This is a genomic window from Streptomyces niveiscabiei (assembly GCF_001419795.1).
In the GTDB taxonomy this organism is placed as follows: Bacteria; Actinomycetota; Actinomycetes; order Streptomycetales; family Streptomycetaceae; genus Streptomyces; species Streptomyces niveiscabiei.
On the sequence record NZ_LIRL01000613.1, the window covers coordinates 1 to 4,846 of the forward strand.

Below are 4,846 nucleotides of genomic sequence, written 5' to 3' on the forward strand. Positions count from 1 at the left end.
CCCTCCCACCCCGCCAGTTGACTTTGCGGGTTCGGGTTGCGACGGAGTGTCAGTTGGCTTTACGGTGCTGCCAACACAAAGGCTCTGGACGTAAAAATCAACCCCCAACAGGTGCAGCCAACACCTGTGGGGGTTTGACCGAAGGAGCCGCCGCCACTAGCAAGGGCAACTCCAATGGCTGACGCCAACTTTAGTACTGCCGACGTACCCGCGCACCCGATGGCCAAGCCCGGGTACGGGAAACGCACCGCCCCCGGCCAACGGCCACGCGGCAAAGGTGACTTCGATCACCTCCTCCCCCGCGATGCCGCCATCGCCGGATACCTCGACCGGCTCCCCGACGGCGCCGACATCTCCGTGAAGATGCTGGCCAAGACCACCGTGTACGGGCAGTGCGCGCTGCGGACCTCGCTCAACAGGATTCAGGCGGCCGGGCACCTGCGGCGGGGGCAGGAGAAGGTGACGTCCTCCTCCGGGACCGAACTCTGGGTCACCCGGACGTTCTTCAGCCGGACCGCCCGCGCCGACGACTGGTGGGCCGCGTTCACGCGGGGTGACGTACCGCCGGACAACTCCGAGCCCCCGCCCACCCGTTCACGCGCCGTCATCCTCCTCGCCGCGCTCAGCCGTACCGCGCCCTCGCTCTTCCTCTCCGCCGCCGAGTGCGCGCGGCTCGCTCCGCTGGTCGAGGAGTGGTTCGCGCGCGGCGCCGGGGCGGAGGCCGTCCGTAGCGCCCTCACCGCCGGGCTCCCCCATGTCGTCCACTCACCCGCCGCGCTCCTTCGCCGCCGCCTCGTCGACAAGATGCCGCCGCCGGTGCCCGTGCGGCCCGTCGTACCCGTAGTACCCGTAGTACCTGAGGGGCAGGCCGTGAGACGCGTACGGCTTCTGGAGTGCTCCGAGTGCAGGGTGCCGGGGAGGCCGGAGGCGCTGCCGGGGGGATTGTGCAAGGGGTGCGTGGGGGTGGCTGCTGTGCGCCCTGTCGTGCTTCTGGACTCCCCCGGTGTTCGGGCCCGTGCGGATGAGATCCGTGCTGCGATCGGGTTGCCGCCGCGAGAAAGGACACCCGTATGACCGCTCCCACGGTCCGCCGACACCGCCCCGGGGCACCATTGAGGGGAGGAGGCGACGCCATGACCCCCACGCAGTACCCGCAGATGCCTATCGAGGACTTCGAGGCACTCGCCGCCGCAGCCCCCGAGAACGTCCGGCTCGAACTCGTCGACGGCCGGGTCCGTACGAGGGACCCGCTCAGCGTCGAGGACTTCGAGGAGCTGGAGCGGCGGGCGCCGGAGACCGTCCGGCTTGAGTACATCAACGGAAAAGTAGAGGTCAAGGCAGTGCCGGACGGCGACCACCGCGAGATCTTCATGTGGCTGCTGCGCCAGTGCCTGCTTCAGCGCCCCGACCTGAACCTGGTGCCGGAGTCCGGCATGAAGGCCGAGGCATACCGAAAAGGCCGTGCCCGGACGGACGGGACACTCGTGCCTGTAGGTCACTTCCGGGGCGACGGGGAGTGGTCCGAGCCCACCGGTTCCCTCATGGCCGTCGAGATCACCTCACACGACCGGGACACGGACCGCCGCGACCGGATCGACAAGCCTGTCGGATACGCCGGTGCGGCCATCCCGGTCTATCTCCTCATCGATCGTGACAACAACACGGTCGTCGTGTTCAGCGAGCCCAAGGACGGCCGTTATCAGCAGTCCGCCTCCTACCCCTGGGGCGCCACCGTGCCGCTTCCCGCGCCGGTGAGCATCACCCTCGACACCGAACCCCTCAAGAACTACGCCGACTGAGTCCGCAACGCCGGTAACGCTTCCCCCCTCCCCCGCCAACTACAGACGTACCCCCTGACACAAAGGAGGCGCCTGTGGGTGGCACAGGGAGAAGACCGCTCAGTGATCCGGAGGTCTTGGAGAGCTTCTACCGGCGGCACGTCGGAGCCGTAACCCGGTTCGTGGCCAGGCGAGTTGACGATCCGCACACCGTTGCCGATCTGGTCGCCGAGGTGTTTCTCGCCGTGCTCGATTCGGGGCATACGTATCAGGCTCGGCTCGGGAGTGAGACCGCCTGGCTGTACGGGATCGCCCGGAACGTCGTGTCCGCCGAGTACCGGCGGGTCGCCCGGGAAGCCGAGCGCATGCGGCGCGTCTCGGGGCGGCGGCTGCTCGACGCCGATGACATCGCCCGGCTGGAGGAGCAGCTCGACGCGGAGAGTCCCGGGCGGCGGGCGCTGAGCATGCTGGGTCAACTGCCCGACGGGGAACGGGCCGTCATGGAGCTGGTCGCCGTCGATCAGCTCAGCGTCGGGGAGGCCGCCGCCGCGCTCGGGATACGGCAGGTCACCGCCCGGGTCCGGCTGCACCGCGCGCGGAAGGCGCTGCGCCGGGACGACGTCGTCGTACAGGAGATGCACACGGTAGGGGGCGAGGCATGACGTTTGAGGAGCGGTTGCTCGAACAGCTCAAGCAGGAGGCCGAGTTGCGGGGAGCGGCTCAAGTCCCGGCGCGCAGAAGGGCGTTCACCCCGACCCGCGTACTCGTCGCCGGGGCCGTCTGCGCCGCCGTATCCGTCGGGTGGGTTCTGTGGCCGGGGACGTCCACCCAATCCGCCGCCTACGCCGTCGAGAAGAACGCCGACGGCAGCGTCACCCTGTCCGTCAAGGAGTGGGGCGAGAGGGTCGCGCTCAACCTCAAGTCCGTTCCCGAGCAGATCAGCGGGAGCGGGGGGATGGCCGTCGACGTCGCGAGCAGTACGTGCGCCTCCGACCCCGAGGAGCCCATGCCGGACTGGGTCGAGAACACGGCCGGGCCCGACAAGGCCGTACGCAAGCACACGGCGTGGAAGGTGACGCTGCGGGCCGGGGAGTCGCCTCGGTTCGAGGCGGGTGAGCCGCGCCCTGTGCCGCTGGCGTACGTCGTCTACGTACATCTCAGGGATGACGGCAAGCTCGTACCCTGCACGCCCGCCAGCCCCTGAAACAACGCCCGAGGGCGGTACCCCCCGTACCTGGGGAGTACCGCCCTCAGTAGTACTGCCGATCCGTCCCTCGCGGGAGTTGGATCAGAAGTCCATGTCACCGCCCGGCATACCGCCACCGGCAGGCGCGGCGGCCTTCTCCGGCTTGTCGGCGATGACGGCCTCGGTGGTGAGGAAGAGCGCGGCGATGGAGGCCGCGTTCTGGAGCGCGGAGCGCGTGACCTTCGCCGGGTCGATGATGCCCTCGGCGACGAGGTCGACGTACTCACCGGTCGCGGCGTTGAGGCCGTGACCCGGGGTGAGGTTGCGGACCTTCTCCACCACGACGCCACCCTCGAGGCCGGCGTTGACGGCGATCTGCTTCAGCGGGGCCTCAAGGGCGAGCTTGACGGCCGCGGCGCCCGTGGCCTCGTCACCCTCCAGCTCCAGCTTCTCGAAGACCTGGGAGGCCTGGAGCAGGGCCACGCCACCACCGGCGACGATGCCCTCCTCGACGGCCGCCTTCGCGTTGCGAACAGCGTCCTCGATGCGGTGCTTGCGCTCCTTGAGCTCGACCTCGGTCGCGGCACCGGCCTTGATGACCGCCACGCCGCCCGCGAGCTTCGCCAGGCGCTCCTGGAGCTTCTCGCGGTCGTAGTCCGAGTCGGAGTTCTCGATCTCGGCGCGGATCTGGTTGACCCGGCCGGCGACCTGGTCCGAGGAACCGGCGCCGTCGACGATCGTCGTCTCGTCCTTGGTGATGACGACCTTGCGGGCGCGGCCCAGGAGGTCCAGCGTCGTGTTCTCCAGCTTGAGGCCGACCTCCTCGGAGATCACCTCGCCGCCGGTGAGGATCGCGATGTCGTTCAGCATCGCCTTGCGGCGGTCGCCGAAGCCGGGCGCCTTGACGGCGACGGACTTGAACGTGCCGCGGATCTTGTTGACGACCAGGGTCGACAGGGCCTCGCCCTCGACGTCCTCGGCGATGATCAGCAGCGGCTTGCCCGACTGCATGACCTTCTCCAGGAGCGGGAGCAGGTCCTTGACGGAGCCGATCTTGGAGTTCGCGATCAGGATGTACGGGTCGTCCAGGGACGCCTCCATACGCTCCATGTCGGTCGCGAAGTACGCCGAGATGTAGCCCTTGTCGAAGCGCATGCCCTCGGTGAGCTCCAGCTCCAGACCGAAGGTCTGGGACTCCTCGACCGTGATGACGCCTTCCTTGCCGACCTTGTCCATCGCCTCGGCGATGAGCTCGCCGATCTGGGTGTCGGCGGCGGAGATGGAGGCCGTGGAGGCGATCTGCTCCTTGGTCTCGACGTCCTTCGCCTGCTCCAGCAGGGCGCCGGAGACGGCCTCGACGGCCTTCTCGATGCCGCGCTTCAGGGCCATCGGGTTGGCGCCGGCGGCGACGTTGCGGAGGCCCTCGCGGACCAGTGCCTGGGCCAGGACCGTCGCGGTCGTCGTGCCGTCACCGGCGACGTCGTCCGTCTTCTTCGCGACTTCCTTGACCAGCTCGGCGCCGATCTTCTCGTACGGGTCCTCCAGCTCGATCTCCTTGGCGATGGACACACCATCGTTGGTGATCGTGGGGGCGCCCCACTTCTTCTCAAGGACGACGTTGCGGCCCTTGGGGCCGAGGGTGACCTTGACGGCGTCGGCGAGCTGGTTCATACCGCGCTCAAGGCCGCGCCGCGCCTCCTCGTCGAACGCGATGATCTTGGCCATGTGAAGTGGTCCCTCCAGGACTGGGGGTGAGTACCGCAGTGGACCGCGCCCGCGCCCGCGACGGACGGCCCCTCGGTCTGACGGTCCCTTGCCCCGCCCGCACCGTGGACCTCACCGACTCGGTCCTTCGTTGTCACTCTCACGGGGAGAGTGCTAA

5 protein-coding genes are annotated in these 4,846 nt (G+C 68.8%); 4 read left to right on the top strand and 1 reads right to left on the bottom strand.

Annotated features, from left to right (window positions below):
• Positions 1-219 precede the first annotated feature (219 nt).
• The 4 genes from AOK24_RS28055 to AOK24_RS28070 all read left to right on the top strand — a co-directional run bounded on the left by AOK24_RS28055 (position 220) and on the right by AOK24_RS28070 (position 2,982).
• On the top strand, positions 220-1,074 hold the full coding sequence (locus AOK24_RS28055; protein ID WP_055722846.1) for a hypothetical protein: 855 nt from the start codon (positions 220-222) through the stop codon (positions 1,072-1,074).
• Positions 1,075-1,133: 59 nt separating this feature from the next.
• Positions 1,134-1,799, top strand: a complete 666-nt coding sequence (locus tag AOK24_RS28060) for a Uma2 family endonuclease (protein ID WP_055722842.1) — start codon at positions 1,134-1,136, stop codon at positions 1,797-1,799.
• Positions 1,800-1,873: 74 nt separating this feature from the next.
• Positions 1,874-2,440 carry an RNA polymerase sigma factor gene (locus tag AOK24_RS28065; RefSeq protein WP_055722843.1) on the top strand — a complete coding sequence of 189 codons (567 nt, stop codon included), beginning with the start codon at positions 1,874-1,876 and terminating at the stop codon, positions 2,438-2,440.
• Entirely contained in the window at positions 2,437-2,982 is a 546-nt protein-coding gene (locus AOK24_RS28070) for a hypothetical protein (RefSeq protein ID WP_055722844.1), read from the top strand. Before AOK24_RS28065 ends, AOK24_RS28070 begins: the two co-directional genes overlap by 4 nt.
• Positions 2,983-3,066: 84 nt before the next feature.
• Here AOK24_RS28070 and groL read toward each other — a convergent pair whose 3' ends face one another.
• The gene (groL, locus tag AOK24_RS28075; RefSeq protein ID WP_055722845.1) at positions 3,067-4,689 is read right to left on the bottom strand and encodes a chaperonin GroEL; all 1,623 of its coding nucleotides are present in this window, start codon (positions 4,687-4,689) and stop codon (positions 3,067-3,069) included.
• Between the last annotated feature and the right edge of the window lie 157 nt (positions 4,690-4,846).